At 68.9% G+C, this 26,823-nt stretch carries 26 protein-coding genes; 9 read left to right on the forward strand and 17 right to left on the reverse strand.

Translation table 11 applies throughout. From position 1 onward, the window contains the following. Positions 1 to 17 precede the first annotated feature (17 nt). The 10 genes from QK444_RS01235 to sdhC form a co-directional block, all read right to left on the reverse strand. Positions 18 to 782, reverse strand: a complete 765-nt coding sequence (locus QK444_RS01235) for a GAF and ANTAR domain-containing protein (RefSeq protein ID WP_282776195.1) — start codon at positions 780 to 782, stop codon at positions 18 to 20. Between the two features lie 115 nt (positions 783 to 897). After that, entirely contained in the window at positions 898 to 1,470 is a 573-nt protein-coding gene (locus QK444_RS01240; RefSeq protein WP_282776196.1) for a hypothetical protein, read from the reverse strand. 449 nt (positions 1,471 to 1,919) lie between these two features. Continuing rightward, positions 1,920 to 2,699: a GAF domain-containing protein gene (locus QK444_RS01245; RefSeq protein ID WP_282776197.1), complete on the reverse strand. Its 780-nt coding sequence runs from the start codon at positions 2,697 to 2,699 to the stop codon at positions 1,920 to 1,922. A gap of 45 nt (positions 2,700 to 2,744) precedes the next feature. After that, positions 2,745 to 3,536 carry a GAF and ANTAR domain-containing protein gene (locus QK444_RS01250; RefSeq protein ID WP_282776198.1) on the reverse strand — a complete coding sequence of 264 codons (792 nt, stop codon included), beginning with the start codon at positions 3,534 to 3,536 and terminating at the stop codon, positions 2,745 to 2,747. A gap of 155 nt (positions 3,537 to 3,691) precedes the next feature. Further along, on the reverse strand, positions 3,692 to 5,596 hold the full coding sequence (locus QK444_RS01255; protein WP_282776199.1) for a CheR family methyltransferase: 1,905 nt from the start codon (positions 5,594 to 5,596) through the stop codon (positions 3,692 to 3,694). Next, on the reverse strand, positions 5,593 to 6,201 hold the full coding sequence (locus QK444_RS01260) for a chemotaxis protein CheB (RefSeq protein ID WP_282776202.1): 609 nt from the start codon (positions 6,199 to 6,201) through the stop codon (positions 5,593 to 5,595). The genes QK444_RS01255 and QK444_RS01260 overlap by 4 nt, the downstream gene beginning before the upstream one ends. A 235-nt stretch (positions 6,202 to 6,436) precedes the next feature. Then, a complete protein-coding gene (locus QK444_RS01265; RefSeq protein ID WP_029925565.1) occupies positions 6,437 to 7,204 on the reverse strand; it encodes a succinate dehydrogenase iron-sulfur subunit in 768 nt (255 codons plus the stop codon). Continuing rightward, positions 7,204 to 9,003 (reverse strand): succinate dehydrogenase flavoprotein subunit, encoded by a 1,800-nt coding sequence (gene sdhA / locus QK444_RS01270; protein ID WP_282776206.1) that lies wholly within the window; start codon positions 9,001 to 9,003, stop codon positions 7,204 to 7,206. Before sdhA ends, QK444_RS01265 begins: the two co-directional genes overlap by 1 nt. A 16-nt stretch (positions 9,004 to 9,019) precedes the next feature. After that, positions 9,020 to 9,451, reverse strand: a complete 432-nt coding sequence (locus QK444_RS01275) for a succinate dehydrogenase hydrophobic membrane anchor subunit (protein ID WP_029925568.1) — start codon at positions 9,449 to 9,451, stop codon at positions 9,020 to 9,022. A gap of 2 nt (positions 9,452 to 9,453) precedes the next feature. Further along, positions 9,454 to 9,849: a succinate dehydrogenase, cytochrome b556 subunit gene (gene sdhC / locus QK444_RS01280; RefSeq protein WP_081592260.1), complete on the reverse strand. Its 396-nt coding sequence runs from the start codon at positions 9,847 to 9,849 to the stop codon at positions 9,454 to 9,456. 303 nt (positions 9,850 to 10,152) lie between these two features. On the opposite strand from sdhC, the gene QK444_RS01285 reads away from it, so the two are divergent. From QK444_RS01285 to QK444_RS01305, 5 genes are all read left to right on the forward strand, one after another. Further along, positions 10,153 to 10,554, forward strand: coding sequence for a cytidine deaminase (locus QK444_RS01285; RefSeq protein WP_282776210.1), 402 nt, complete (start codon positions 10,153 to 10,155; stop codon positions 10,552 to 10,554). A gap of 192 nt (positions 10,555 to 10,746) precedes the next feature. After that, the gene (locus tag QK444_RS01290) at positions 10,747 to 12,033 is read left to right on the forward strand and encodes a thymidine phosphorylase (RefSeq protein WP_282776212.1); all 1,287 of its coding nucleotides are present in this window, start codon (positions 10,747 to 10,749) and stop codon (positions 12,031 to 12,033) included. A gap of 80 nt (positions 12,034 to 12,113) precedes the next feature. Next, positions 12,114 to 12,386, forward strand: a complete 273-nt coding sequence (locus QK444_RS01295) for an excalibur calcium-binding domain-containing protein (RefSeq protein ID WP_282776214.1) — start codon at positions 12,114 to 12,116, stop codon at positions 12,384 to 12,386. 106 nt (positions 12,387 to 12,492) lie between these two features. Then, positions 12,493 to 13,584: an adenosine deaminase gene (locus QK444_RS01300; protein ID WP_282776216.1), complete on the forward strand. Its 1,092-nt coding sequence runs from the start codon at positions 12,493 to 12,495 to the stop codon at positions 13,582 to 13,584. Positions 13,585 to 14,025: 441 nt separating this feature from the next. Further along, positions 14,026 to 14,688, forward strand: coding sequence for a hypothetical protein (locus tag QK444_RS01305; RefSeq protein WP_282776218.1), 663 nt, complete (start codon positions 14,026 to 14,028; stop codon positions 14,686 to 14,688). A gap of 204 nt (positions 14,689 to 14,892) precedes the next feature. Here QK444_RS01305 and QK444_RS01310 read toward each other — a convergent pair whose 3' ends face one another. From QK444_RS01310 to QK444_RS01330, 5 genes are all read right to left on the reverse strand, one after another. Continuing rightward, positions 14,893 to 16,140 (reverse strand): primosomal protein, encoded by a 1,248-nt coding sequence (locus tag QK444_RS01310; protein WP_282776220.1) that lies wholly within the window; start codon positions 16,138 to 16,140, stop codon positions 14,893 to 14,895. A gap of 26 nt (positions 16,141 to 16,166) precedes the next feature. Continuing rightward, positions 16,167 to 16,496 carry a YbaB/EbfC family nucleoid-associated protein gene (locus QK444_RS01315; RefSeq protein WP_282776221.1) on the reverse strand — a complete coding sequence of 110 codons (330 nt, stop codon included), beginning with the start codon at positions 16,494 to 16,496 and terminating at the stop codon, positions 16,167 to 16,169. Further along, on the reverse strand, positions 16,493 to 16,834 hold the full coding sequence (locus QK444_RS01320; RefSeq protein ID WP_282776223.1) for a hypothetical protein: 342 nt from the start codon (positions 16,832 to 16,834) through the stop codon (positions 16,493 to 16,495). The genes QK444_RS01315 and QK444_RS01320 overlap by 4 nt, the downstream gene beginning before the upstream one ends. A 375-nt stretch (positions 16,835 to 17,209) precedes the next feature. Continuing rightward, positions 17,210 to 18,412, reverse strand: coding sequence for an NlpC/P60 family protein (locus QK444_RS01325; protein ID WP_282776226.1), 1,203 nt, complete (start codon positions 18,410 to 18,412; stop codon positions 17,210 to 17,212). A gap of 636 nt (positions 18,413 to 19,048) precedes the next feature. Further along, complete coding sequence (locus QK444_RS01330; RefSeq protein WP_282776228.1) at positions 19,049 to 19,372, reverse strand: type VII secretion target; 324 nt, start codon at positions 19,370 to 19,372, stop codon at positions 19,049 to 19,051. Positions 19,373 to 19,562: 190 nt separating this feature from the next. Between QK444_RS01330 and upp the strand changes: the two genes are divergently transcribed. After that, entirely contained in the window at positions 19,563 to 20,186 is a 624-nt protein-coding gene (gene upp, locus QK444_RS01335; protein ID WP_282776230.1) for a uracil phosphoribosyltransferase, read from the forward strand. A gap of 69 nt (positions 20,187 to 20,255) precedes the next feature. On the opposite strand, the gene QK444_RS01340 is transcribed toward upp, so the two are convergent. Together QK444_RS01340 and QK444_RS01345 are read right to left on the reverse strand one after the other, a co-directional pair. After that, positions 20,256 to 22,100, reverse strand: coding sequence for a phospho-sugar mutase (locus QK444_RS01340; protein ID WP_282776232.1), 1,845 nt, complete (start codon positions 22,098 to 22,100; stop codon positions 20,256 to 20,258). A gap of 9 nt (positions 22,101 to 22,109) precedes the next feature. Continuing rightward, positions 22,110 to 22,889 carry a purine-nucleoside phosphorylase gene (locus tag QK444_RS01345; protein ID WP_282776234.1) on the reverse strand — a complete coding sequence of 260 codons (780 nt, stop codon included), beginning with the start codon at positions 22,887 to 22,889 and terminating at the stop codon, positions 22,110 to 22,112. Positions 22,890 to 23,067: 178 nt separating this feature from the next. On the opposite strand from QK444_RS01345, the gene QK444_RS01350 reads away from it, so the two are divergent. The 3 genes from QK444_RS01350 to QK444_RS01360 all read left to right on the forward strand — a co-directional run bounded on the left by QK444_RS01350 (position 23,068) and on the right by QK444_RS01360 (position 26,769). Beyond that, complete coding sequence (locus tag QK444_RS01350; protein ID WP_282776237.1) at positions 23,068 to 23,772, forward strand: enoyl-CoA hydratase-related protein; 705 nt, start codon at positions 23,068 to 23,070, stop codon at positions 23,770 to 23,772. A 382-nt stretch (positions 23,773 to 24,154) separates the two neighbouring features. Continuing rightward, a complete protein-coding gene (locus tag QK444_RS01355) occupies positions 24,155 to 25,441 on the forward strand; it encodes a M20 family metallopeptidase (RefSeq protein WP_282776238.1) in 1,287 nt (428 codons plus the stop codon). Positions 25,442 to 25,647: 206 nt separating this feature from the next. Then, positions 25,648 to 26,769, forward strand: coding sequence for a M20 family metallopeptidase (locus QK444_RS01360; protein WP_282776241.1), 1,122 nt, complete (start codon positions 25,648 to 25,650; stop codon positions 26,767 to 26,769). Positions 26,770 to 26,823 lie beyond the last annotated feature (54 nt).

Here is a 26,823-nt window from a genome sequence, read left to right on the forward strand (position 1 = left end):
TCAGCTACACAAATTGTCTAGTTGTGCCCCGGATATCGCCGAGGGGCGCGCCGGGTGTCCTCAGCTCCGAAATGTGGTTCCTCGGGCCAGCTTCCGGTCACCGTGTGGATGAGTCGAGCGGCCACCACGGCGAGTTTGATATTGCGGTGCTGTGAGGTCTCGCGCAGCACGGCGAAGGCCTCTTCGCGGCCGCAGTGCCGCCGTCCCATCACGATGCCCAAAGCCTGGTCGATGACCGAGCGGGAGGCCAGCGCGTCGAGCAATTGATCGGTCAGCGCGGCTTGGCGCGCGGTTGCGAGCACCGCCGACAGCAGGACTCCGGTATGAGCGGCGGTCAGCGTGATCGCCTCGGTCACCGGGTGGTCGAACTCGTGGGGCTGGGCCGAGTACAGGTTCAGGATACCGACATCGTCGGGCGTGATGGCCATGGGCTCGGAGTGGATCGATCGGACACCATGTGCCAGGACCTGCGTGGGGTACTCGCCCCAGCGGTGTTCTCCGGCGGCATCGACCACCTTGATCGGCTGCCTCGTTTCGATGGCCTCCAGGCCGGGTCCGCATCCGAGGTGGTATTGGATCGCATCGGCCGCTCGCGCCCGGACGCAACTAGCGGCTGTCAGCGGTGCACGGCCGGTACGTGCGATGCTGATCGCCGTCATGGGTTGACCGGGCAGCATTCGGGAGATCGCCTCGGCCGAGCCGTACAGCGATCCCTCGATATCCGATGTGGACAGCAGCGCCGCGGTCAGCTCGGACAGTCCTACCGCGAGTTCGGATTGCATCTGTTCGTCGGTTTCCCACGCCCCACGGACGTAGTATGCGCGTCGACCACGGAAATGTGAAACAGAAGTTGATACCCGCTCGGGGCGGGACATGAGCCCGTGCTCCCCGCGTGTATCAGGCTTGCGCACGTGTCGGGGCCACGCGGGTGATCGGCCGAGGAAATATGCGCGCCGTCATCCCGCGAAACCCTCCGGTCCCGCTCCCGGCGTCATCGTGGGCGTATTGTCGCGCATCCGCGTGCCCGTGCGTCCGGGCGTGTCCATACCACTGATCGATATCGCCGAGGACGTCCGGCATGCTCAGACATACGATCTTGTCGGCCGCGTCGGCGAGCCGACCTACCGCACGGTACTCGGCGACGGGTGCGGCCACCACGACGCGGAGCGCGCCGCCGTGGTACACGGCACGTACCGCGGCCCGCACGTCGGCCACGTCGTCGACGTGGAACGCATCCCGTACCAGCACCACGGTGCGGCCCCGTAGCGGTCTCGCCGATGTTCCCGCGACAGCGGCGTGGGCGTCGTGCATCATGAGGACGCCATGCGGCACCCCGAGTGCGGTGGCGATCTCGTCGGCGATGACGACACCGTCCGGCGGCATGCCGAGGACAAGGATGTCCGGTCCCCGAAAGGCCCGGAGACGTTCGACGAGTCGGCGGCCCGCATCGCGGCGATCGGCGAATGGCATGATGAACCTCCTGTACCGGGTGAATCTCACGTGTGTCGCCGACCGCTGCGGGTCGCATCTTCCCGCGTGGCATCTCGCGCACATCGACACGCCGGCAGGAAGGCCGTCGGGGCGGGTTGGGACATGTCGCGATACCCGATGGTCGGGAGCGGAACACGGAGAGTGCGAGCGATGCCGGACATCTGGCCTTCCAAGGGTTGGCAAGGATCCAGAGCCGCGCTTCGGGACTCGGGGAAACGTGAGAAGAACTATACGCGCGATGGCGTGCCGCGGGACCGGAATCGGTCGGCTCCGGGCCCGTGTACTCGTAGCGGAACGGGTCGGTTGGTTCGGAGTATATGACCGGATAAAACGTTGCAAACAAATACAATTCATAGACCTGGGGGCCAACTACGTAGGAAAATAGTTCAACTCGTGTTCGCAGCCTGGAAATACCTTGTGCTGCATTGCTAATCGAGCGGATTGAGGTCGGCTACACGCGCGTGGAACCTACTGTCCGCGGGACGTCGGTCCTGCCACTGCAAGGATCTGGCGCCCGCGTCGGCCAGCAGCGCGAACAGTAATTCGTCATGCTCCATTGACGTATTCGCCGACTCGTAGTGGCACGACAGCACTCCGACGATGCGCCCGCTCGTCGTTATCATGGGAAGTGACAGCACAGCGTAGGCGTGCGCGTCGAGCAGCACCGTCCGGCTGGATTCGTCGAAGACCTGGCTGTGCGCGATATCGTGCACCAATACCGCCTCCGCGCGGATCACGGCCGCGGTCGCCGCCGTGCCCCCCGCGACCACCGACTCCAAGAGGGTGGGGAAGGGCTGATCGAAGCCCCGGCACGCCGCGATCCGCAACTCGCTCCGGGCGGGATCGAACAGCTGCACGTTCCCCATATCCGCCGACGAACCGGCGACGGCAGTGTCCAGCAGCACATTGAGCAGTCGCGCACGGCCGGTGGATGCCAAGAAGTAGGGGTCGAGTGCCTCCATGCCCGGATACCGTGTCCGGCCTGGGACAGCCAGGGTATCGAGCAACCGCTCGGTCGCGCTGACCTCGGTATCGACCCGGTGCTGCTGCATCGCCGCCCGCTCTCGCACCAGCAGGTCGGTCACAGTGGACCGCGACGCCTCCGCCCGTTCCCGAGCCAGATCGGCGAGGCACCGCAGTCGTTCGACTCGATCACGGGCAGTCGCGCCGGAAGTGGACCGGTCGCCGGTCGGGGCGGTATCCGCCATACGGTCAGCCTAGCCCCACCCGTGATCGGTCCAGAGAGTACTCGGTCACCGCGATCGGCAGCGTTCCAGCACCCTGTGCGCCAGCTCCGACAATGAGACTCCCTCGGCGAACGCACGGGCTCGCAGTAGCGCCAGCGCCGTATCCAGGTCATGGCCGTGCTGCGCCGCGACCACACCGGTCGCCTGGTTGACGATACTCGGGTAGTCCGCGTCGTCGAACAGGGTGCCGCGCAGCACGAGTTCGTTCGAGTCGTTCTGCTCGGCGAGCAGAACGGTGCTGGACAGTGTGTCCGCCACCCGGGCCGCGCGGGTGAGCGCGTCGTCGTTCGTACTGGACCGGCGGGAGTAGCCGCACAATGCGCCGAGCCGGCGTGACACGACCCGCAGGGGCACCGCCAGCACCGTGTGAATGCCCAGATCATCTGCGACCCGGCCGAACTGGGGCCAGGACCGGGTCACCTCCGCGCCGGTGGCGAGCACTCGGTCGGTTCCGGCGGCGATATCGAGGGTAGGGCCGTCGCCGAGCACCGACTCCGCTTCGTGTGCCGCCCGCGCCGTGTCGTCGGATACTGCCGTGAGCAACTCGTGCCGCTTGTCGTCGAAGATGACGACGGCCGCGCTGTCCATGTGCAGCTGGTCGGCGACCACGGCCATGAAAACGGGCCGCTGCGCCGGCTGTCCACCGGCGCGCCAGCGCAGCAGTCGCAGGATGTACAGGTGATAGAGCCGCGCGCAGGCGCGCTGGCGTGCCTCTGTCTGCCGATGCAGCGTGGCCATTCGCAGCCGGAACGGACGCATCGACTCGGGCCGAAGGGCGGCCTGTGACTCGTAACGCATAGCGGTCGATGCGGCATTGGCAGCGCGCTCCAATGCCTGCCTGTAGCACCTCCACGCCTCGGCGATCTCTGGGTGCGCGGCCACTGGCGACGACACCAGAACAGCTTAGCGCCGATCGCGGCCGACCGGGCCTGCTGAGCGGATTTCTTTGTGGGTCACTGCTGTTGCGCGGCGGCGGTCGTCGGCGTCTCCTCCATGAGCAGCACCACCCCGTCTCGGGAACCATCCAGCCGGGAGCACGTCACCGCGCACACGATGGAACGGCCGATGCGGTTGACCGCCGGGACATCGACCGGTCCGGTGCGCCGACCGGTGCGCAGCGTCTGCGCGATGGCGTCGTTGAGCCGGTGGGTGGGCAGTCCGAAATCGAGGGTCAGGAAGTACTGCTGGTTCACCTCGTCAGCGCGCAGTCCCCACAATTCCTCGGCGCCGCGGTTCCAGCTACGCACCCGCAGATCGGCGTCGAGAACCACCACGCCCGCCGCGACGCTGGACAGCACTCCCTCCAGGAACGTCCGGGCCTCGTCGAGTTCAGTGCTGCGAATGCGCATCTCCTCGTTCATGGTTTCGAGTTCCTCGTTACCCGACTGGAGTTCTTCGTTGGTGGTTTCGAGTTCTTCGTTGGTGGATTGCAGTTCTTCGTTGGTGGTTTCGAGTTCCTCGATGCTGGATTGCAGTTCTTCGTTGGTGGTTTCGAGCTCTTCGTTGGTGGATTGCAGTTCTTCGTAGGCGGTTTCGAGTTCCTCGCGCTTGACCTTGAGCTCGAGTGAGAGCCGGGTGGGCACCGTCGTGTCGACGAAACTCACCGCCGCACCGATATTTGTCCCGTCCGAGTTCCACAGCGGCTGCACGATCACGTCGAAGAACTGGCTGTCGTCCGGACCCAGCCGACGTTCCACCGAGGTCAGCCTGATGGCCCGGCGCTCGGCGACCGCCTGCTCGATCAATGACCGCAACTCGACCGGCCGGTAGGATATCTCCAGATCGCTGAGCGGTCGGCCCAGGTCGTGCTGGTTCAGGCCGAACTGTCCGCGCATCTGGTTGTTGATGACGGTCACTTTGCCGTCGGCATCGACCCCGGTGAGCGCGAAAGGCGCTGTTTCCAGCGCGAGTTCACTCAGCTGCCGCCGCTTGACGAATCCTTGCACCTCCTGCCCCAGACCGGTGTCCAGCCGCGGCGGAACGACGGGTTGCTGCGATGCGGCCTCCCCCGCTCGACGCCGGAAGACACGCTGGCGCATACTGGCTACCTCGAAGCGCTCGCTGTCCGACAGCAGCATCTCGGCCTTGCCCAGAAACAGGAATCCGCCGTCGCGCAACGCGAAGTGGAAGCGATCGAGGATCTGCGACTGGGCCTCCACATTGAAATACATCAGGGTATTGCGGCATATCAGCAGGTCCAGCCGGGAGATGGGGGCGTCGCGAGTGATGTCGTGGCGGCCGAAGATGACGCGGCGGCGCAGGTCGGGGCGGAAGACGAACTTGTCCCCGGTGGGTTCGAAATAGCGCCCGCGTAGTTCGGTCGACAGCGGCTCCAGCGCTTTGGCGGTGAAAAGGCCGGTGCGGGCGTCGCGCAGCGCTTCCTCGTCGACATCGGTGCCGTAGATCTTGACACGTTTGACGCATTCGTCGATACCCAGCACTTCGGCGAAAGCGATCGCGAGAGAGTACGCCTCCTCCCCGCTGGAGCAGCCCGCACTCCAGATCCGGATCTCGCCGCCCGAGGTGCCGGTGACGATTTCGGGAACGATCTCGCGCTGCAGGTACTGCCAGGCGTCGATATCGCGGAAGAAGCTCGTGACGTTGATGAGAATGGTGTTGAACAGGTACTGGAATTCCTCGGCGTTGCTCTCCAGATAGTCGCGGTAGTCGAGATACTCCATGATGCGTACCTCGTGCATGCGCTTGCGGATGCGGCGGGCCAGGGACGAGCGCTTGTAGCCGGTGAAATCGAATCCGCGCGCGTCGCGGATGAAGATCAGCAGATCCTCCAGCGGTCCGTCGACCCGCGCGGTCGTGTCGACCTCCGGCACGCCGTCGGACTGCTTGGATTCCGTCACGATCCCCTCACTTCGACCAGGCCGCGGATTACCCTGGCGATCTCCTCCAAAGGCAGCACGAAATCCACCGAACCGGTATGCAGCGCGGCATCCGGCATACCGCTGAACTCCGCATCCTCCGGGTCCTGCACGATGACGGTGCCGCCGCGGGCTTTCACCGCACTTACTCCCATCGCGCCGTCGCTGCCGGATCCGGTGAGCACACACGCGATGGCGCGTTCGCCGTACGTGCCGGCCACCGACTCGAACAGTAAATCGGCCGAAGGCCGGACGAAATGCACGAGTTCGCTGCTGGACAATGCCAGCACTCCCTTCGAGCCGACCAGCAGGTGATAGTTGGGCGGTGCCACGTACACGATGCCGGGCTCGGCGCGTACATCCGGTTCGGCCAGGCGCACCGGCAACTGAGCTCGGCGGGACAGTACGTCGGCGATGACGGTCTCGTGTCGCGGGTCCAAGTGCTGCACCACCAGAACGGGCAGGGGAAAGTCGGCTCCCAGCCCGCCCAGCACCTTGCTCAGCGCGGTGATGCCCCCGGCGGAGGAGGCCACCGCGACGATGTCGAAATTCGCGGATGAGGGTTGTCGGCCGATGTCGCCTCGCATCGACTCAGCCTAGCGCGCGGGGCCGTCCCGCGCCGACGCCGAGCCGTCGGCCTTGCGATCGCGCCGGGGCGCCTTCCGGAAACCACCGGCATCGACCGTGCGGTCCGCTACACGTCGGTGAAACTTGTTGCGGGACATCCTGACCGAGACGATCGCCACGCCGCCCTCGAACCGATCGGTTGCGGGTCGAGGGTCCGCCCGTGTGCATCACGGACGGGCCCTCGACGGCGAGCGGTCAGCGGGCGAACAGCAGCGCGCGCTTGACTTCCTGGATGGCCTTGGTGACCTCGATGCCGCGGGGGCAGGCGTCGGTGCAGTTGAAGGTGGTGCGGCAGCGCCACACACCCTCGACGTCGTTGAGGATGTCCAGGCGTTCGCGGGCGCCCTCGTCACGGCTGTCGAAGATGAAGCGGTGCGCGTTCACGATCGCGGCCGGGCCGAAGTAGCTGCCGTCGCTCCAGTACACGGGGCAGGAGGTGGTGCAGCAGGCGCACAGGATGCACTTGGTGGTGTCGTCGAAGCGGGCGCGGTCGTGCTGGGACTGGATGCGCTCGCGGGTCGGCTCGTTGCCCGAGGTGATCAGGTACGGCTTGACCGCCTTGAAGGCGTCGAAGAACGGCTCCATGTCCACCACGAGGTCCTTCTCCACGGGCAGGCCGCGGATGGGCTCGACGGTGACGGTGATGTCCTTGCCGTTCTTCGGCAGCATGTCCTTCATGAGGATCTTGCACGCCAGCCGGTTCACGCCGTTGATGCGCATGGCGTCGGATCCGCAGACGCCGTGCGCGCAGGAGCGGCGGAAGGTGAGCGTGCCGTCCAGGTAGGACTTGATGTAGATCAGCACGTTCAGGAACCGGTCGGTCGGCAGCACCGGCACCTGGAAGGAATCCCAGTGCTGGCCCTGGCCGTCCTCCGGATTGAACCGGGCGATCTTGACCGTGATGATCGTCGAGCCCTCGGGGACCGGAGCCGCCTTCTGCGGCGTTTCAGCGACAGCAGTCATCAGTACTTACGCTCCATCGGCTCGTAACGGGTCTGCACCACCGGCTTGTAGTCCAGCCGGATATCGGAGATGAGCTCCGGACCGGTCTTGTAGGCCATGGTGTGGCGCATGTAGTTGGTGTCGTCGCGATCCGGGTAGTCGTCGCGGGCGTGGCCGCCGCGCGACTCCTTGCGGTTGAGCGCGCCGACCACGGTGACCTCGGCCAGCTCCAGCAGGAAGCCCAGCTCGACGGCCTCCAGCAGGTCGCTGTTGTAGCGCTTGCCCTTGTCCTGCACGGTGATCCGCGTGTACCGCTCCTTGAGCGCGTGGATATCGGTGAGCGCCTGCTTGAGGGTGTCCTCGGTGCGGAACACGGCGGCGTTCATATCCATCGTGTACTGCAACTCGGTGCGGATGTCGGCCACCCGCTCGTTGCCGTGGTCGGACAGGATCAGCGCCAGCCAGTCCTGCACCATCTGCGCCGGGTTCTCCGGCATCTCCACGAACTCGCTGCGCTGCGCGTACTCGGCGGCGGCGATACCCGCGCGGCGGCCGAACACGTTGATGTCGAGCAGCGAGTTGGTGCCCAGGCGGTTCGAGCCGTGCACCGACACACACGCGCACTCGCCCGCGGCGTACAGGCCGGGGACGATATCGGTGTTGTTGCGCAGCACCTCACCGCGGATGCGGGTCGGGATGCCGCCCATCACGTAGTGACAGGTCGGCATGACCGGCACCGGCTCCTTCACCGGGTCCACACCCAGGTAGGTGCGGGAGAACTCGGTGATATCGGGCAGCTTCTCCTCGAGCACGTCCTCGCCGAGGTGGGTCACGTCGATGTAGACGTAGTCCTTGTTCGGGCCCGCGCCGCGGCCCTCGAGCACCTCGAGCACCATGGAGCGCGCCACGATGTCACGCGGCGCCAGGTCCTTGATGGTGGGGGCGTAGCGCTCCATGAAGCGCTCGCCGGAGGCGTTGCGCAGGATGCCGCCCTCGCCGCGGACGGCCTCCGAGATGAGGATGCCGAGGCCCGCCAGGCCCGTCGGATGGAACTGGTGGAACTCCATGTCCTCCAGTGGCAGACCCTTGCGGAACACGATCGCCATGCCGTCGCCGGTCAGCGTGTGCGCGTTCGAGGTGGTCTTGTACATGCGGCCGGAGCCGCCGGTGGCGAACACGATCGACTTGGCGTGGAACACGTGCAGGTCGCCGGTCGCCAGCTCGTAGGCCACCACACCGGTGGCCACCGGGCCGCGCTCGCCGTCGGTCAGGATCAGGTCCAGCACGTAGAACTCGTTGAAGAACTCCACGTCGTGCTTGACGCAGTTCTGGTACAGCGTCTGCAGGATCATGTGGCCGGTGCGGTCGGCGGCGTAGCAGGCGCGGCGGACCGGGGCCTTGCCGTGGTCGCGGGTGTGGCCGCCGAAGCGCCGCTGGTCGATCTTGCCTTCCGGCGTGCGGTTGAACGGCAGGCCCATCTTCTCCAGGTCGAGCACGGCGTCGATGGCCTCCTTGGCCATGATCTCCGCGGCGTCCTGGTCGACCAGGTAGTCACCACCCTTGACGGTGTCGAAGGTGTGCCACTCCCAGTTGTCCTCTTCCACGTTCGCCAGCGCGGCACACATGCCGCCCTGCGCCGCGCCCGTATGCGAGCGGGTCGGGTAGAGCTTGGTCAGTACGGCGGTGCGGACGCGAGGACCGGCCTCGATCGCCGCACGCATGCCAGCGCCACCGGCACCGACGATGATGACGTCGTAGCGGTGCTCCTGAACAGGGCGAGATTCACCAGCACTGTTGATTCGTTCGCTGCGCTCACTCATGCGAGGTGGCCTGTTCCTAACTGATGTTGGGGTCGAAGGTGAAGATGACGTAGGTGCCCACGCCCATGACCAGGATCATCGAGACGACCAGCAGGGTCTTCAGCCAGAAGCGGGTGGAGTCCTTGCGGGCGTAGTCGTCGATGACGGTGCGCAGGCCGTTGCCGCCGTGCAGCTGGGCCAGCCACAGCATGGTGAGGTCCCAGATCTGCCAGAACGGGGAGGCCCAGCGACCCGCCACGAAGGCGAAGTTCAGGCGCTTCACGCCGCCGTCGATCATCAGCATGATGAACATGTGGCCGAGCACCAGGACGATCAGCAGCAGGCCGGAGAAGCGCATGAAGATCCACGCGTACTTCTCGAAGTTGTTGCCGGAGGTGCGGCGCGGCGCGCGGGGCGCGTCCAGGCTGGCGGGGCGGTCGTAGGACTTACCGAGAACAGGTGCGCTCATTGTCAGTGCTCCGTCAGCAGGTAGAAGAACTGGCGGCCGATGCCCGCCCCGGCGAGGAGGATCCAGATGGTCAGCACGATCCAGAGCATCTGCCGCTGGTAGCGGGGGCCCTTCTCCCAGAAGTCGACCAGGATGACCCGGACGCCGTTGAGCGCGTGGAACAGCACGCACACGACCAGGCCCATCTCCAGCAGGGCGACGATGGGGGTCTTGTACGTCTCGATCGTCTGGTCGTAGGTGTCCGGGCTGACCCGCACCAGGGCGGTGTCCAGAACGTGGACGAACAGGAAGAAGAAGATCGTGACACCGGTGATGCGGTGCAAAGCCCAGGACCACATGCCGGGGTCGCCTCGGTACAGGGTCCGCTTCGGCTTGGCCGGAGCTTCTAGCGTGGTCATAGAGTGCGGTGCCTCCAACGTCGTTGATGGACCCGGTCAGATCCCTCGCGGAGCCGCGTAGGCTTACTTGATAACACCAGCTCACAGCCGGAATCGTTATCCCGGTTGCGGTGGTCCGGTCCGCTGCCGGGTACCTGAACCGATCTGTCGTGAACTCTAATCCCACGCGTTTGGGGGAACTAATTCGGCGTGCCGCTCGTTGCCGCCGAATTGCCTGAGTTAGGTTTGCCTTTCCTGATTTGCAAGGCCGGTTGTCAAGGCTGTTAACGCGCTACCGTCGTGCCCATGCGAGGAAGGTCCGATATGCCGGAAGTAGATTGGAATGCCTTGCGCCGCAACGCATTCGAAGTCATGCACAATGCCTATGCGCCCTACTCCCGATTCCCGGTCGGGGCGGCCGCTCTCACCGTAGACCGACGTATTGTGAGCGGCTGCAATGTGGAAAATATCTCATACGGTCTAGGCCTCTGCGCCGAATGTGTACTGGTCGGTAACTTGATTTCGGGCGGTGGGGGACGACTGGCCGCGGTGTCGGTCTGCGACTCGCGCGGGGAGATCCTGATGCCGTGCGGCCGGTGTCGGCAGATCCTGTTCGAGCACGGCGGTAACGAGCTGCTGGTCGACCATCGCGGCGGGCCGGTGGCGCTGCGCGCGCTGCTGCCCGACGCATTCGGGCCCGACGATCTCGCCGCCGGGCAACGCTAGCGTCCGATCGGCGGCGGGCTCGCGGTCGATCCACGGGCCGGGCGGCGGTGGCCATCGCTGCGATGTCCGGCCCGTCGCGGTGCCGGCGTGGCGGGACGGCGGGTGGCGCTACCGGCGGTGCGCGGTGCGGCACGGGGTGCGCGAAGGCATTCGCCCGGGTGCGGATCGGCTGAGCGGCCATAGGATCGACACATGCGGAGCGCGGTGGGGGTCATCACGACCAAGCGGGACGGCGGGGAGCTCAGCGACGCCCAGATCGACTGGGTGATCGACGCGTTCACCCGCGGTGAGGTGGCCGACGAGCAGATGGCGGCGCTGGCCATGGCCGTGGTGTGGCGGGGGATGACGCGCCGGGAGACCGCGCGGTGGACCGCCGCCATGATCGGCTCCGGGCAGCGTATGGACTTCACCGACCTACCGCGCCCGACCGTGGACAAGCACTCGACCGGCGGCGTGGGGGACAAGATCACGCTCCCGCTGGCCCCGCTGGTCGCCGCCTGCGGCGCTGCGGTGCCGCAGCTGTCCGGGCGCGGGCTCGGTCACACCGGCGGGACCTTGGATAAGCTCGAGTCCATCCCGGGCTGGCGGGCCGAGCTGCCGGTCGCCCGGATGCGGGAGATCCTCGCCGACCCGAAGATCGGCGCGGTGGTGTGCGCGGCGGGCGCGGACCTGGCCCCCGCCGACAAACGGCTCTACGCGCTGCGCGATGTGACGGGCACGGTCGAATCCATCCCGCTGATCGCCAGCTCGATCATGAGCAAGAAGATCGCCGAGGGCACAGGCGCGCTGGTGCTGGACGTGAAGGTCGGGCGCGGCGCGTTCATGAAGGACTTCGCGAACGCCCGCGAACTGGCAACGGCCATGGTGGAACTCGGCACCGACGCGGGCGTGCGGACGGTGGCATTGCTCACCGATATGAACACGCCGCTGGGCCGCACCGCGGGCAATGCGCTCGAGGTGGCCGAATCGCTGGAAGTGCTGTCCGGCGGCGGCCCGGCCGATGTGGTGGAACTCACCCTCGTCCTGGCGCGGGAGATGCTGGCGCAGGCCGGAATCCACGATGTCGACCCCGCGGACGCGCTGGCCGACGGGCGCGCCATGGATCATTGGCGGGTGATGATCACCGCCCAGGACGGCGATCCCGATGCCGCCCTGCCCCGGGCCGCGCACACCGAAACGGTGCCGGCCCCCTCGACAGGAACCCTCACCCGCCTGGACGCCCTCGATATCGGCCTGGCCGCCTGGCGGCTGGGTGCGGGCCGCGCTCGCCAGGGCGACCCGGTGCAATGGGGCGCGGGCATCGAAATGCACGCCAAGCCGGGCGATCCGGTGACCGCGGGCCAGCCTCTGCTCACCCTGCACACCGACACCCCCGCCGCCATTCCCGCCGCCCTCGACGACCTCCGCGACGCCTACACCATCGGCACCCCCGACGAATTCACCTCCACACCACTGGTTCTCGATCGAATCGAACCCTGACCCGGCCTCCGTCGTATGTCGAATCGAGCGGCCGAGACATCTGCCGTGACATCGATATCGACCTACGCTCGGGAGGCGTGATGCACAGAACACATTTCCGGCGGGCGAGCCTGGCCACCGCCTTGGCCGCCGCGGCAGTGGGCGCGACGCTGGCGCTGTCCGCCCCCGCCGCGGCGGGAATCGACGACAACCCCGACGGCGACTCCACCAAGACCACCCAATCGGAGGACCGCCACCCCTACTACGTCAACTGCACCCAGGTGCGACGCGAGACCAACGGCCCCCTCATGCGCGGTGAGCCCGGCTACCGCCGCGGCCTGGACAAGGACAACGACGGCATCGCCTGCAACTGACGCCGGGATGACCCGGGAGCAACGGGCGGGCAACAACACGCCACAGTGCGGATGGCCGTACCGCGACTACCCTGACGCCGCACGTTTTCCCGACTAACGTGGGTACATGACTGGACCGACGCCCCTTACCCTTGCTTCGATCCGCCAAGCGCCCAAGGCCGTGCTGCACGATCATCTCGACGGCGGGTTACGGCCCGCGACCGTGCTCGAGCTGGCGCGCGACTGCGGCTACGACCAGCTTCCGGCACACGACGCCGAAACCCTCGGGCGCTGGTTCCGAGACGCCGCGGACAGCGGATCGCTCGAACGCTATCTGGAGACCTTCGCCCACACCGTGGCCGTCATGCAGACCCCGGACGGGCTGCGGCGAGTGGCCCGCGAATGCGCGCTCGACCTCGCCGCCGACGGCGTCGTCTACGCCGAGGTGCGGTTCGCACCCGAGCAGCACCTCGAGGCCGGACTGACGCTGGACGAGGTGGTGCAGTACACCCTCGAGGGCTTCCGCGAGGGTGAGGCACTGGCCGCGGAGGAGGGCCATCCCATCCGCGTCACCTGCCTGCTGACCGCCATGCGGCACGCGGCACGCTCGCGGGAGATCGCGGAGTTGTCGGTGCGCTGGCGCGACCGCGGCGTCTGCGGCTTCGACATCGCCGGGGCCGAGGCCGGATACCCGCCCACCCGGCACCTGGACGCCTTCGAGTACCTGCGGGCCAACCACGCGCACTTCACGATTCACGCCGGTGAGGCGTTCGGACTGCCGTCCATCCACGAGGCGCTGGCCTTCTGCGGCTGCGACCGACTCGGCCACGGGGTGCGCATCACCGACGACATCGTCGACTCGACGGACGGCCCCCGGCTCGGCCTGGTCGCGAACTACGTCCGAGACATGCGGATCCCGCTCGAGCTGTGCCCGTCCTCGAATGTGCAGACCGGTGCGGTGCCGTCGCTGGAGAAGCATCCCTTCGACCTGCTGGCCCGGCTGCGCTTTCGCGTCACCGTGAACACCGACAACCGCCTCATGAGCGACACCACCATGAGCCGCGAGATGCTCAAGCTCGTCGAAACCTTCGACTACGGCTGGAGCGATCTGGAACGGTTCACCATCAACGCTATGAAGTCGGCGTTCATCCCGTTCCCCGACCGCCTCCGCATCATCGACGAGGTGATCAAACCCGGGTACGCGGTACTGCTGGGCTGAGCCGCTCGCGAGGGCGTCCGCTCCGCGACGGCTGCCCGGGGTGGCCGTGATCCTCGCAGCGTTGGTGCCCGGTCGAGTCCGTGGTTGGTGCCCGGCCGAGTCCATGCGAACCGTCGGCCCGGTCGGTCGGCGTCGCTCGGAGGCGTTCGATCATGCTCGTGTCGGCGAATCCACCGGCCCGGCCGACCATGCGTCGGCCGGGCATACTCCGGCCGTGTACGGACGGATCCGGGGGACCTCGAGCGATCCGGTGCTGACCGCGCACCTGCTGGCGGAACCGGGCCGGTTCCCGCCGCCGCGACCGCGCCTCGGTGCGCTCGCGGCCCCACGGGCCCGTTGCACGGCGCGCGGAATCCCCTCTGCGCCTCGGCTCGGCGGGGAAAAGGAGTACCGGTATCCCGATCCACCGCACCGCGCCCAACTTCGTTACCGTGGCGAACTATGAAGACTGTGCGCATTCCGGGCCGCTTCAACGGCCCGCCCGGCTCCGGCAACGGCGGCTATGTGGCGGGCCTGCTGGCCGACCAGCACGACGCCGCCACCGTGCGCGTCATCCTGCGCAGCCCGCCGCCGCTGGAGGTGGATCTGCGCTTCGCGGACGGTGACCTGTTCAACGGCGACACCCTGGTCGCGCAGTCGACCCCCGGCGACTTCGACCGAACCGCACCCGACCCGGTGGCGTTCGCGACCGCATCCACCGCCACCAGCGAATACCGGAACAACGACCTGTTCGGCCACTGTTTCGTCTGCGGCAGCCTGCGCTCCGACGGCCTGCGCATCGAACCCGGCCCGGTCGCCGACGGCATCGTGGCCGCCCCCTGGACCCCGGACGGCACCGTGCCCATCGGCGCGCCGCTGCTCTGGGCCGCCATGGACTGCCCCGGCGCCTGGGCGGTTCCCGGAATGTTCGACCGTCCGGCGGTTCTCGGCTCCATGACCGCCACGATCACCGCCCGGCCCGAACCGGGTGAACAGTGCGTGGTGATCGGAGCCTTCCACGGCGAGGAGGGCCGCAAGGCGCACACCTCCACCGCCCTCTACGGGGCCGACGACCGTCTGCTGGGCCGCTCCGAACAGATCTGGATCCGCCTCAACGCCGCCTGACGCCACGCGCCGCCCGCTCGACGCCTCTGACGCACACGCCGCCCGCTTGATGCCCCGCGCCGCCCGCCCGACACGGACTAGCGCCCGACGCCCGACGGCCGCCCGCGGACGCTGGTCGGATCGGCGCGGGCTGTCGCACACACAGCCGTGCCCGCCTTCCAAGACCTCCGGAAGGCGGGCACACCCGGTGAAACCTGCTGCCGCTCAGCCCTTGTGCACGCTGAGGCGGCTCTCGAAGCCCTGCTCCAGCGCCTTCCACGCCTCCGCCTCGGCGGCGAACGGCGGGTTCGGCGCCAGCCGGGTCGGGTCCGGGTTGAGCAGGTAGGACACGTACCAGCCCAGCGGGGTGGACACCGCCAGCGCCGTCTCCACCGCGTCGTCCTCGGCGTAATCGGCGGCGTCGGTGAACAACTCGACCGCCAGGTCGAGCTGGTCCACATCCACGGCCTTCGGGCCCTCGGCGAGGTCGTCGGCCAGTCCGGGCAGCACATAGACGTTCTCGTCGGTCACCTCGACCTCGAGCGAGCCGTCCACGGCGGCGGTCTGCACCTCACCGTAGGTGCTCACCTGCGCCAGGTCGTGGTCGTGCTCGTCGGCCAGGTAGCGGGCCAGCGCGCGCTCGGATCCGAAGACGGTGATGGTGCCGTCGGTGCCCAGGAAGACCGGCTCGTCGTCGAGATAGCAGCGCAGCGTGAAGTAGACGCCCTCGGAGGTGACGATCTTGACCGGGTCGATGCCGACCTCGTGCCAGAACGACTCGTCCTCGTCCTCGTCGTCCTCCTCGTCGAGGTCGACCGGCTCGATGTCCTCGTCGGTCTCGGCCGCGTCCTCGGCGTCGACGATGTTCTCCTCCGCCGCAAGCAGTTCGGCCTCCGCGACCGCGACCGCGTCGGCATCCACCTCCGGCGTCTTCACCACCGAGTCGACGGCGTCGAGCACGGAGTCCCAGTCCTTGGCGATGGCCGCGCCGATCTGGTCCCAGAGCTCGAGTCCCTCCTGGCCGGTGAAGGCGCTCACCCCGGCGGGCAGCGCGCCCAGCACCGGATGCGAGCCGAAGAACTTGGTGATCACGTCGAGTTCGCAGACCTCGCCGATATTGCGCACCATGTCGAGGGTTTCCTCGAGCTCGGCGACGACCTCCGGATCCGGGTCGCCCGCCGCCAGCTCCAGCACGCCGACGAGGTCGAAGACGTACTGCTCCTCGGGCTCCAGTTCCGCCGCCGACAGCCCGGCGATGATCTTCCACGCCGGGTGGTCTACGAGGTCGTTGTCGGAGTCGGCGCGAATGAACGCGGCCAGCTCCGCGACCGAGTCGAAACCGTAGAGGGAGTCCTCGTGACCGAGGAACGCCTCCCACTCGTCGTCACCGTCCCGCCAGCGCGGCGCCCACAGGGTGACGAGGTCGCCATTTGTCAGACCGAGCTCGATCGGGACGATGTCTCCAGAAGCCATGACCGGAAGCCTAGCCAGTGGTGGCGTCAGGCACTATCCGGGTTCCCCGCAACATTTCCCGGCGTGAAGGACTCGTTCAGCCGGGCAACGATTCGGGACCGCTGCGTACCGGCCTCCGCGGCCGCTCGCCCGCATGCCCAGAGGATCGATTGCGCGACCTCCGCCGGGGGTCGGGAGGTCACCGATTCGGCCAGCCAGAGGCCGGTGAGCGCGCCGTCGCCGTCCACCTCGGCGGTGACCGAACCATCCTCGGCGGTGAATCGGCCGCGCACCCGCTTCAGGTCGTAGAGCGCGGCCTCCAGCGCTTCCAGTTGGTTGGTAACCCCGGTGACCAGGGCGTCCATCTCGGCGCTCATACCGGCTTCACCCAGCTCGTCTGCCCGGTGTCGGCGTCGTCGAGGAGATCCAGCGCCTCGACCGCGGCCCGGCGGCTGGGCAGCCCCAGCCGGTCGAGCGCGTCGTCGGGCAGGCCCGCCTCCGCCAGCAGTTCACGCCGCCGCGCCTTGGCCGCGATGGCGGACCGCTTGGTCAGCCGCAGGATCTCGTCGGCGACTGCCTGTGCACCGTAACGGTATTCGCCGCGCTCGAAGGAGATCTCCACCGGCATCCCCTGATCGGTGGCGCGCACCGTGACCGTGCCCGCGCGATTGGAACTGCTCGCCGTGGTCACGTTCGGGACCTGTGCTTCGCTCATGCGGTGACCTTCCGGAAGTGGGTGGTGACCTGTCGGCCCTGGGCTGTGCTCGTTCGAGCGGGGACGGGTGGGGCGTGGGCCGGGGCCGGTGGGACGTCGGCGAGGACCATTCGGGCGAGGGCGGGGCGGTATGCGGCCCGCCCGGCGCTCGCCCGGCAGCCTGCCGCTCGGCTCGCCCGGAACCCGCGCCGTCTGCCGAGCGCCTGACCACTCATGCTGTCGCCTCCACGGTCGAGTGCGCTGCTGTACCCCGCTCGTCCATCGTGTTCCGCTCGGTCGTGCTTCGCCCATCGTGCTCTGGCGGTTGTGCTCCGCTGGTGGCGCTCCGCCGGTCGTGCTTTCCACCGGACGCCAGCCGCCAGCGGTTTCGGCTCGTCAGGCGGTCGGGCGGTAGAAACCGAGGAACCGCATCCCGCTGTTCTCGGTGCGGATCGGACCCACCTGGACCGGGTCGCCCGCCTCCACCAGTTGGCCGTTGCCGATCACCATGGCCACGTGCCCGTCCCATACCACCAGATCGCCCGGCAGCAATTCTCCCGGACCCACCCGCAGATGCCCATCGCCCTGGTGCTGGGCCAGGCGCGGCAGCGGTACGCCCGCCTCCGCGTAGGCCCACTGCGTCAGTCCGCTGCAATCCAGGCCGACGCCGGGAGTGGTGCCGCCCCAGACATACGGGGTGCCGACCGCGCCGAGCGCATTGCGTACGGCATCCGCCGCCTGCTGATTGGGCGCTTCCACGGTACTGCCGTCGGGGAGGGTGAGCTTCACCCCCTGTCCGGTTGAACTGGGCTCGGTGCGGTCCTCGGACAGCGCGCCCGTGCCCGGGGTGCTCATCGCGGCCGGGACGGTGCGTGCGGAGTCGGCGAATCGCGATGCGGTGTCGAACATCCCGGCTCCCGAACGAACCGGACTGTTCGATGCGGGTCCGAGCGCGGCCGGGGTCGTAGCGCCACCCATCGGCTCGGCCGTGCTCGGCGGACCGGCCGTGCTCGGCGGACCGGCCGTGCTCGGCGGACCGGCCGTGCTCGCCGGTGCGGTCGCGGACGCCTCCGCCTCGACCGGTAGGGGAGTGGGTATCGGCTCGGCCAGGTCGAGCAGTGCCGCCGTCTCGTCTTCGAGGTCCACCCGTACCCGGCCCACCACCGCCAGCGCCCGCCCCAGATGTTCGATGGCGGCCGCCACGATCAGGCTGACGCCCGGCGGTGTCGCCACCGCCGGGCCGAGCGCGGTCACGCTCGTGCCGAACGACCGCAGAATCTCCTCCAGCCCGCGTTCTCCCGCGCTCACCTCCCCGGACGCGCGTTCCACCACCTCGGCCACCGCCCGGCCGCGATCGGCCAGTTCCGCCACCGCCGTCTGCACCCGCAACCCGGTGCCCAGCGCGGCATCCCCGGCCTCACCCCGCCACGCGTCCGCCAGCTGGTCGATACCGGCCCGCCCCGAGCCGAGCAGCCCGTCGAGCTCATCCGACAATCGCCGCAACGCCTCCACCGCGGCCGCCACCTGCGCCGCGTCCCCGAGACTCGCCCGTAACTCGACGATCGGCCGCGCCAACGCCCCGACATCGACCCCGCTCACCGCGCACCCCCGCCCGCGTCACCCGGCGACCCCCGCCGCCCCGAGCATCGACCCCACCGCCCCGCCCGCACCCGGCACCCGGTCGGCCCGACCGCCCGCCGCGACCACCGCGCACACACCTTCTCCCCGCGCGCACGCCCGGCACCGTGCCCGGTATTCATGCGACCACCCCCGACAACCTGGGCCGCGAATCCTCACGCATGCGGTCCGCGTCCTGCCGGATAGTCATGCGACCACCTCCACCGTGCTCGGTCGCAAGGCCCCCGTACAGGTATCCGTCCCGCCCTGTCGAGCTGTCGCGCCCACAGCCGCGGTGCGATCGGTCCCGGCTTCTCGATCTGTGTCCTGCCGCGCCGTGCCGAGCGTTCCCACCCCCGCCTCCGAGGTGACCGAAAGTGGTTTCAGCGCAGGCGCGGAGGAACCCGTGTCCGGTGGTCGTCCAGGGTGTCGTCGTGGTGGGTGTGGTGTTCGGAGGGGGTGCGGTCCGCGTTCGGCTCGGTGTTCGTGCGCTCCCGTCCACGGTGGTCGGGTAGTGCTCGAGGCTGGTGTTCGTGCCGTGCCGGGTGGTCATGCGCTCGCCGCGGGGGCGGGTCGTGGTCGCCCGGGTGTGGAGGTGGCCGGTACCTCGTTCGGTGCTCATGCGCTCATCTCCCCGGTGGTCGGGCGCAGTCCCGCGGCGCGGGCGCCGTCCAGGGCGGTGTAGGTATTGGCCGAGCCGGTGGCGGTGGCGGCCATGGTGGTCAGGACGGTGGCGAGGGCGCTGATGGTGGCGAGGTGGGTGGTGTGGGCCGCGGTGTACGCGGCGAGGAGGTCGGGGGCCAGCAGGCCGAAGCGCGGCGCGAGTAGGGGCGGGCTGGCGGGCGCGGCTCGGGTGGCGGCGGCGGTGAGGTCGGCCGCCCGGAGGTTCGTGGCTGTGGCGTAGGTCGTCATGCCGGTCGGGTCGACGGTGAGGTCGTACATCCGAATCCCCCAATCACGCTTCGGCCGCCACGGGCAGCCGGGGTACGTCGGGACGTCTCGGCGGGCTGCCGACGGCGGAGTGGTTCGTTCATGGGATTGGACGCGGGCCGACCCGGGCCGGTTCCGGTCGGCGCGGAAATGCGCAGGCCGTCGGCGTGGCGCGTGGCAACTCGCCGTATCCTCTTCGTACATGCGCACCCAGATCGTCGATCATCCGCTCGCGGCCGCACTGCTCACCACCATGCGCGACGCCCGCACCCCCAATCCGACATTCCGGGCAGCGCTGCGTGATCTCACCGCGCTGCTGGTCTACGAGGCCATGCGGGAAGCGCCGGTGGAGACCTTCCCCATCACCACCCCGGTCGCCGCGGCCGAGGGCACCCGGCTGGCCGCACCGCCGCTGCTGGTCCCGGTGCTGCGCGCGGGGCTGGGCATGGTCGAGACCGCCGAGAATCTGATCCCGGACGCTCGCATCGGATTCGTCGGCCTGGCGCGCGACGAGAAGACCCACCAGCCGACGCCCTACATGGAATCCCTGCCGGACGATCTGTCCCGGACCCCGGTCATCGTGCTGGATCCGATGCTCGCCACCGGCGGCTCCATGGTGTACACCCTCGACCTGCTGGCTACCCGCAACGCCCGCGACATCACCGTGCTGTGCGTGGTCGCCGCCCCCGAGGGCATTGCCGCCCTGGAGAAGTCGGGCCACGCCATCCGCCTGGTCACCGCCTCGATGGACCGCGGCCTCAACTCCGAAGCCTTCATCGTCCCCGGCCTCGGTGACGCCGGAGACCGCCAATTCGGCCCCCGCTGAGCACTTTCCGGCCCGGCTCCAGCTCGTCGTGTCCGCACGAGGCGCAGCGCTGACCGTTCATGGTGTGGTTCACAGCTTTTCGCAGTAATCTCGGATTCCGGCGAGCCGCTGCTCGGCGGCGGCGCGCGCGGTGGCGAGTTGGGCCGGGTCCGGGACCGGTTCGAAGGTCTCCAGGTAGCACTTGAGCTTCGGCTCGGTGCCGGACGGGCGGACCACCAGGCGCAGGGCGTCGCTCTCGAAGATCAGGGCGTCGGTGCGCATGCGCCCGCGCACCTGGAGCAGATCCGTGGAAGTGACCGGCTCCCCGGCGATCTCGGTGGGCGGCTCGGCGCGCAACCGTGCCACCACGGCCGCGGCCTCGGTGGGGTCGGCCAGGCGCAGCGACACCTGGGCACCGGCGTGCACGCCGAATTCGACCGCGTAGTCGTCTAGTACGTCGTCGACGGTGCGTCCGGCGGCCCGCAGCCGCGCCACCAGATCGACCGCCGCGACGGCGGCGGAGATACCGTCCTTGTCGCGCACCGCGGCCGGGTCCACACAGTGCCCGATGGCCTCCTCGTAGGCGTAGACCAGCCCGTCGCCCGCACGGGCCAGCCACTTGAACCCGGTGAGCGTTTCCGCGTAGCGCGCCCCGCGTGCCGGAGCGAGTTTGCTCAACAGTCGTGACGAGACGATGGTGGTCGCGACCAGCGCACCCGGAGCGGCCGTGCGCAGCACGTAATCGCCAAGCAGCACCCCGGTCTCATCCCCGCGCAGCATGCGCCAGCCCCCGCGCCCCGGCACCCCGACCGCACACCGGTCGGCATCCGGGTCCAGCGCGATGGCCACATCCGCCCCGACCCGCTCCGCGAGCGCCAGCAGCAGATCGGCGGCCCCCGGCTCCTCCGGATTCGGGAACGCGACGGTGGGAAAGTCGGGATCCGCCGCGAACTGCTCCGTCACCACCTCCACATCCGCGAACCCGGCCGCCCGCAACGCCCGCACCGCGAGCTCACCGCCCACACCGTGCATGGCGGTCAACGCGATACGAATGGGCCTGCGCCACAACCGCTCAGCACCGTCGCCACCGGACGTCCCCACGGTATCGACGGCGGACTCCGGGCCGTATGCACCGGCAGCTCCGGTGGTCGGCGTCGCGCGCATGTGGGCGCTCACCTGGTCGCCGCCCGCGGTCGTACCGCCGATGCGCGCGGTCGCACCCGAGATGGAGGAGCCCCCGGTGCTGGATGTGCTGGTCGGGGTGCTGAGTTCGTCGGTGCCGGGGGTGGGCGGCGCTTCTGCTGCTGGCGGCCGTGTAGTGGCCCCGGCCGGGATCGTCGGTGCCCTGCGTGATGTGGCGGGTGCCGCACCACCGATGCGGGTCGGCAGTTCGGCGACGCGGGTGAGGTAGCGGCGCACGATCTCCTCGCCCATGTCCGCGACACTGGCATCGGCGGGGAGCGACAGCAGGCCGGGATCCGGTGCGGCGGAGGCGGGATCGGAGCGGGGGACGGGGGTGGTGACCGCTTCGATGCGGTGCTCGATCTCGGTGTCGGCGGGCGGGACGAGCTGGGAGCCGCCATCCAGGTAGAGCTTGTAGCCGTTGTCGGTGGCCGGGTTGTGTGAGGCGGTGATCTGCACGCCCGCAACCGCTTTCAGTTCGCGTACCGCGTAGGCCACGATCGGGGTGGGCAGCGGGCGGGGGAGGGGCAGCACCGTGAAACCGGCGGCGGCGAAGACTTCCGCCGTGGCGGCGGCGAATTCCGCCGACCCGTGCCGGGCGTCGCGGCCGACGATCACCAGACCGCCGCCGAGGCAACGGTCGCGCAGCCAGTCCGCGATTCCGGCGCTGGCGCGCGTCACCGTCTCCACGTTCATACCGTCCGGACCGTCCCGCAGGGGTCCGCGCAGACCGGCGGTGCCGAAGCGCAGCACGAGCGCCTCCTAGAGTCGTTCCAGCACGCCGCGCAGCAATTTCCCCAATCGTGGTGCGGCCGCATGGCCTTCGGCGAGGACCTCCGCATGCGACAGGTGCGCGCCGGTCACCCCGGCGGCGAGGTTGGTCACCAGCGAGATGCCCAGCACCCGCGCCCCCGCCGCTCGCGCGGCGATGGCCTCCAGCACCGTCGACATGCCGACCAGGTCCGCGCCGATGGTACGCAGCATCCGGATCTCGGCCGGGGTCTCGTACTGCGGCCCGGTCAGCCCCGCGTACACGCCTTCGGTCAGACTCGGATCGACTTCCTTTGCCAAAGAACGCAATTCGGGATCCCAAGCATCGACCAGATCCACGAAGTCCGCGCCGACCAGTGGAGTCCGACCGGTCAGATTGAGGTGGTCGCCGATCAACACCGGCTCGCCGACCCGCAAGCCCTGGCGGATGCCGCCCGCCGCATTGGTGAGCAGCACGGTCCGCGCGCCCGCCGCGATGGCGGTGCGCACCGGATGCACCACCTGCGCGGGTTCGTACCCCTCGTACAGGTGCTGCCGCCCCATGAGCAGCAATACGGGCGCATCACCCACGCTGACCGAGTGGATCGTGCCCTGATGTCCCTGCGCCGTCGGCGACCCGAATCCGGGCACCTCGCTCATGGGAATGGAGATGGCCGGCTCCCCGATCTCGAGCGCTGCCTCCTGCCATCCCGACCCGAGCACCACCGCGACTCGGTGCTCCTGCACTCCGGTTCGTTCGGCGATCGCCTCGGCGGCCTGCGCGGCTAGCATGCCGCCCACCCTAGTCCCACTCGATCTCCCGCGCAGTCTCCCATCCATCCCCCGCCCCCTTTGCCCGCTTCCCGGTGGCGGCGAAATACGAGAGCCCTCCGCCGCCAGTTCCTCTGCACCGGGAACCGTGTGGCTACCCGCGAGTAGGTAGTGGGTGGGGGGTGATTACGCTGCACGCATGCCGTATTTGAAGCGTGACGGGGACGTGTTCGTGCTGTACCTCGGCAATGAGGGGCAGACCGACAGCGAGAACCGTTTTCACCCGGACTGGATCGACGAGGTCCACGCGAAGCTGGATGAGGTCGAGGCGTCCGAGGGACCGGGCGCGCTGGTGACGGTGGCGACCGGCAAGTTCTACTCGAACGGACTCGACACCGACTGGCTGTTCGGCAATTTCGACAAGAACCACTGGTACCTGGACCGGGTGCACTCGCTCTACACCCGCCTGCTGGCCTTCCCCATGCCGACCGTGGCGGCGGTGAACGGCCACGCCTTCGGGGCCGGGGCCATGCTGGCCACCTCGCACGACTTCCGGGTCATGCGCGCCGACCGCGGCTTCTGGTGCCTGCCCGAGGTGCATCTGGGCATGCCGTTCACCGTGGCGATGAATGCGCTGGTCACCGGGCGGCTGACCAATCAGGTGGCGGTCGAGGCCATGACGACCGGACGCCGGTACGCGGCCGATGACGCCATCGCGGCGGGCATCGTGGACGACAAAGCGGATGCGGACCAGTTGCTGGGTGCGGCGGTGGCGCGGGCGGCGGCACTCGCGGGCAACCGCAAGCCCAACCTCGCGGTCATCAAGAAGGCGCTGCACGCGCGCACGCTCGAAGGGTTGACGACGCCGACGACGGCGGAGAATCTCGCGTTCAGCCTGGGGTGAGTGGCTGTGGTCGATGCCCCGCGCGCCAGTGGTGCGCGGGGCATCGGCGTTCCAGGCGCGCTTGCGAAGCGGTGCTGGAGCGGTGTGCATGGAGGCCCCCGGCCGAGGGGTGGTGCGGGCGAAGGCGTCGTCGGCTGCTGCTCGGGGGTGGTGGGTGCCGGAGGGTGCCGCACTTGCCCACCCCGCGCTCTGGCGCCGACTGCCCGGGCGCAGCCGCTACGGGGAAGGTGTTTGTTGCGGTTGAGCTCGGGATTACTCCTGGAATCAGGCAGGCGGCGCATCCGCGTCCGAACTCCCCGGATGGCAGGCCGGGCGGTATTGGGGGTGTCGTCCGGGGTCGGCCGCTGCGACATTCGGGTGACACAATGCGAGACTGTCTCCCATGTCAGCGCACAGCGGCGGCGATGACCCGAGTTCGAATGGTCGGCAGCGCACTGCCGACCTATCGGTGCATGCTGCCGTGGCATCGGCGGATTCGGCGCTGCTGACCGGGGCGGACGCGGTGATCGCGGGGGCGCGGGAGCGCCTCGTGGCGCTGTCGCACTCGATTCACGACGAACCGGAACTGGCTTTCGAGGAGCGGCGCAGCGCCGCCAAGGTCATCGAACCGCTCGCCGAGTACGGCTTCGAGATCGAGACCGGCGTGGGTGAGCTGCCCACCGCTTTCACAGCCAGCTACGGCCATGGAGACTTGGTGGTTGGTTTTCTCGCCGAGTACGACGCGCTTCCCGAGATCGGCCACGCCTGCGGGCACAACATCATCGCCGCCGCGTCGGTGGGCGCGGGGTTGGGGCTCGCCGCGGTGGCCGACCGGCTCGGCATCACGGTGAAGGTCTACGGCACGCCCGCCGAGGAGAGCGGCGGCGGCAAGGTGCTCATGCTCGAGCGCGGGGTGTTCGACGACACGGCGATGGCGCTCATGGTGCATCCGGGTCCGGAGGACATCGCGGGCGCGCGCTCGCTGGCCCTCGCCGATCTGCAGGTGGTCTTCCACGGGCGCGAGGCGCATGCCAGCGCGGCCCCGGAATACGGGCGCAATGCGGGGGACGCCGCCACCGTCGCGCAAGTTGCCCTCGGATTGCTGCGTCAACATCTCCTCCCCGGACAGCAACTCCACGGTATAGTCGGATCGGGCGGCGTGGCCCCCAACATCATACCCGGACACGCGGAACTGCTGTATTACCTACGAGCAGAGGATGCCGCGGCCCTCGACGATCTGATGCGACGCGCATCGGCGTGCTTCGAGGCTGGTGCCCTGGCTACCGGATGCACACACGACATCCGGCAGCTCGCGCCCACATATACCGAGCTCACGCCCGATGCGGCATTACTGTTGGCGTATCGCGAACAGATCGTCGGTCTGGGACGCGCTCCGATTGCCCCGGAACTCGAGGCGGCACGACCGTTGGGCAGTACCGATATGGGCAATGTCACCAATGTCATTCCCGGCATTCACCCGATTATCGGCATCGATGCCGGTGGAGCGGTCACGCACCAGCCCGCCTTCGCGGCCGCCGCCGTGAACGCCTCGGCCGATCGCGCCGTCCTCGACGGGGCAACGGCGCTGGCGAGAACGGCGATACAGGTCGCGAGCGATGAATTACACAGAGACAGGTTGTCGGAACGCGTCAAGCAACGGCAGTTTCAGCGACAGGAGGACATTCGGTGAGTACAACCGGCCGGTCCCCGGTGCGAGGGTTGGGCCCGGAGAAGGCGGCTTGCGTGACCACGGACGGATCCGCGAGCACCGCTTCGGGCGCAGCACGAACCGCAGGCCCGGAGGCGGCGGCTTGCGTGACCAGACCGGGCAGAGCGAGCGCCGCCACGGCAGTACAGACCGGGCGTCACGCGGTCGACGCGTGGCTGTCGGAGCACATGGAAGACCTCATTTCCTGGCGACGGCACATCCACGCGAACCCCGAGCTGTCGCGCACCGAGTTCGGCACCACCGAATTCGTGGAGACCTGGCTGGTCAAGGCCGGGCTGGAACCGCGGAAGCTGCCCAGCGGCACCGGGCTGATCTGCGACATCGGCCCCGATGACGGCCCGCGTATCGGCCTGCGCGCGGATATGGACGCGCTGCCGTTGCAGGAATACACCGGACTGCCGTTCGCCTCCACCGTGCCGGGCGTGTCGCACGCCTGCGGGCACGACGCGCACACCACGATCCTGCTCGGCACCGCGCTGGCGCTGGCCGAGGTGCCGGACCTGCCGGTCGGTGTGCGGCTGGTGTTCCAGCCCGCCGAGGAGGTCATGCCCGGCGGTGCGCTGGACATGGTCGCCGCGGGCGCCATGGAGGACGTGTCGCGGATGTTCGCGCTGCACTGCGATCCGCGTTTGGAGGTCGGGCGTGTCGGCATCCGGGTGGGTGCCATCACCTCCGCCGCCGATACCGTCGAACTGGTGCTGGATTCGCCCGGCGGGCACACGTCGCGGCCGCATCTGACCAGCGATCTGGTGTACGCCATCGGCACCGTGATCACCGGTCTGCCGGGGCTGCTGAGTCGCCGCATCGATCCGCGCACCAGCACCGTCATGGTGTGGGGCGCGGTGTCGGCGGGCAAGGCGCCCAACGCCATTCCGCAGACGGGCATGCTCACCGGCACCGTGCGCACCGGCGACCACGCGACCTGGTCGCTGCTCGAGCCCATGGTCCGCGAGATCGTGGACGGGCTGCTGGCCCCGACCGGCGTGCGGTATCAGCTCAACTACAAGCGCGGCGTGCCGCCGGTGGTGAACGACGAGACCGCCGTGCGCATGTTCGAGGAGTCGATCCGGGCGCTCGGACCGGACGCGCTGGCCGATACGCCCCAGTCCGGGGGCGGCGAGGACTTCTCGTGGTACCTGGAGGAGGTGCCCGGCGCCATGGCGCGGCTGGGTGTCTGGTCCGGGCACGGCGAGCAGCTGGACCTGCACCAGCCCACCTTCGACATCGACGAGCGCGCGTTGGCGGTCGGTGTGCGGGTGATGAGCAACCTGGTGCTGAACGCGCACTGACGCACGAAGATTCCAGGCGAGCGGGGGGGGGGGCGCCCGGGGGGGGGGGGCCCC

It is taken from the genome of Nocardia sp. CC201C (assembly GCF_030010695.1).
In the GTDB taxonomy this organism is placed as follows: Bacteria; Actinomycetota; Actinomycetes; order Mycobacteriales; family Mycobacteriaceae; genus Nocardia; species Nocardia otitidiscaviarum.